Annotated in this window: 3 protein-coding genes; all 3 read left to right on the top strand. The window is 59.1% G+C overall.

The features are described 5' to 3' along the window. Nucleotides 1-158 precede the first annotated feature (158 nt). Nucleotides 159-1,418: a Fic family protein gene (locus tag VIZ63_RS18470; RefSeq protein ID WP_331611186.1), complete on the top strand. Its 1,260-nt coding sequence runs from the start codon at nt 159-161 to the stop codon at nt 1,416-1,418. Nucleotides 1,419-1,592: 174 nt separating this feature from the next. Then, on the top strand, nt 1,593-1,742 hold the full coding sequence (locus VIZ63_RS18475; RefSeq protein WP_331611187.1) for a hypothetical protein: 150 nt from the start codon (nt 1,593-1,595) through the stop codon (nt 1,740-1,742). 44 nt (nt 1,743-1,786) lie between these two features. Further along, on the top strand, nt 1,787-2,272 hold the full coding sequence (locus tag VIZ63_RS18480; RefSeq protein ID WP_331611188.1) for a hypothetical protein: 486 nt from the start codon (nt 1,787-1,789) through the stop codon (nt 2,270-2,272). Nucleotides 2,273-2,372: the final 100 nt, after the last annotated feature.

A 2,372-nucleotide genomic window follows, 5' to 3' on the forward strand; every position in this document is an offset into this window, starting at 1 on the left:
CCTTTCTGAACACGTCCGCCCGCCTCAATCGTCGATGCCACCGACATGTCGTAGAAACATGTCGATAAATATTGAAAATATCGACATGAAATGGCCACTTGACCAGCCGCGTTTGCAAGTAAAGACTTCGTTACTTAGAGAAACCGTAAGGAACGATCGTGAACCGGGTATCGGGCAGCTATGAGGGATCGATCGTCGGCGGGGAGGCCGTGCAGGCTTTCGTGCCGCATTCGTTGCCGGTTGCCGCTCCGCCGATCCGCATTGAAGCCACCCTGGCGCAGCGGCTGAACGCAGCCGAGGAAGCATTGCGGCGGCTGGATCTTGCCGCGGGCATGGTGCCTTCGGTCGATTGGTTCATTTACGGATTCGTTCGCAAGGAAGCGGTCGTGTCCTCGCAGATCGAAGGCACACAGGCCACGCTCGTCGACCTGATGCAGTTCGAAAGCAGCGACGATGCAAATCTGACGCCCGACGTCGAAGAAGTCTGCAACTACGTCGATGCGCTGCGTTACGCACGTGACCAACTCGGCTCTACGAAAGGGCTGCCGCTGTCGGTGCGCTTGCTCAACGAAACCCACAAGCGGCTGATGAAGGGCGTGCGTGGTGCGCACAAGTCGCCCAGACAGGTCAGGCGCACGCAGAACTGGATCGGCGGCTCACGTCCCGGCAACGCAGTCTTCGTTCCGCCGCCGCCACAGCGCGTCGGCGCGTTGCTCGCAGCACTCGAAAAGTATCTGCACGCGGACGACTCGCTGCCGCCGCTCGTTCGCGCCGGACTGATCCATGTGCAGTTCGAAACCATTCATCCATATCTCGACGGCAATGGTCGCATCGGGCGCCTGTTGATCGCGCTGCTGCTCGAACACTGGCAGCTCATTCACCAGCCATTGCTCTATCTCAGCCTATTCTTCAAACGTCATCAGGCCGAGTACTACCGACGCCTCGGCGCCGTGCGAACCGACGGCGACTGGGAAGGCTGGCTGGACTTTTTTCTGGACGGTGTCGCGACCATCGGCGAAGAGGCGGTAACCACCGCGCGCGAATTGTTCGCTACGGTCACCAGCGATCGCGTCCACGTGCTCGAAGCAGCCGCATCGTCGGTGGCCTCGCTGCGGCTGTTCGAAGCATTGCCGAAGCATCCGATCGTCACGGTTGCGAGTGCCATGAAGATCCTGGAAGCCAGCAAGCCCACCGCCGGCAGGGCTGTCGATGCGCTGGTCGGCGCGGGAGTGCTGCAGGAGATGACAGGGCGCCAGCGCAGTCGTTCGTTCGCCTATGGGGCGTACATGGAGAGGCTGCGTGTCGGAACGGAGCTGGACGGCGTTCGAGCGCTGGTTCCGGCGGCGAAGGTGGCGACGCGATCCGATGGTGCTGGCAGGCGCAAGACGGTTCGCAAGAGGAGCAAGAGCCCGCCGTGATAGGAACGACTGCAGGAGTGAGTCCGCATCCACGTCACGGTTCCGCGCATCTGCACGCAATCACTGTCGCAGTAGACAGAATCCTGTGACCCGTGTCGCTAGGCGGGACGGATCACCCCGATATAACGGACGACCTCAGCTGCACAATCGCAGCTACGACATGGAAAGCCGGATGTGGCGAAGCTGATTCCAGGACTGACTTCCTCGGCAACGGCAGGGGAGCGTCGCTTCGCCCAGCGGCTGGAATCGCTGCTGGAAGATGATTACCTGTGCTGGTGCGATGTTCCTCTGGGCCGTAACGATTCGACCTGCTTCGAGCATTGACCCTAGCCAGATGTGTATGAAGCCCAGCGCAAGGTGCTATGACAATGACGGAAGAAGTTGTGGCCAAGAGCTCCACTCTTAGATTCACACCATACATTCCATGGGTCTCAGCGTACGCGGTAGCTGCAGGCGCGCTCTACTTATGGGGGTACTGGTCCAAGTTTCATGTAAACATTCTTGAGTACATGGGGCTGCTTGAGTTGGCGCTGGCTGCAGCATTTCCGTTGTTTTCAGCGGTGATTGGTCTCGTTGGAGGAGTCGTTCTTGGCCAGGTCTTCGGCGGCAACTCGCTGTCGCAGGGACATGGGGCGGGCACGAAATTCGGACGTACGTTGAAGCGGTACGCAAGGTTGCTGCTGTTTCTCTACCTTGCATTAGTGATTGTTGGCTCTTCACTCATCGGTACACCAGACGCAGGAGCGTTCGTTGTTCCGTTGGCGTTGTCCCCACTGATTGCGTTTGCGATTACTCAGACGGATTTTCTCTCGGATGGGGCCTGTCTGAAATTCTGTGTTCGAGGCATATCATGACCGAGAGGAGTCGATATGCCGAGAAAGAAAAAGCACGAGACGCAGAACGATGCACAGCGCGCCGCTGAGCCCAAGATCCCGAAGGAGCTGCTTGACCAGC

Source organism: Povalibacter sp. (assembly GCF_036520495.1).
Taxonomy (GTDB): Bacteria; Pseudomonadota; Gammaproteobacteria; order Steroidobacterales; family Steroidobacteraceae; genus Steroidobacter.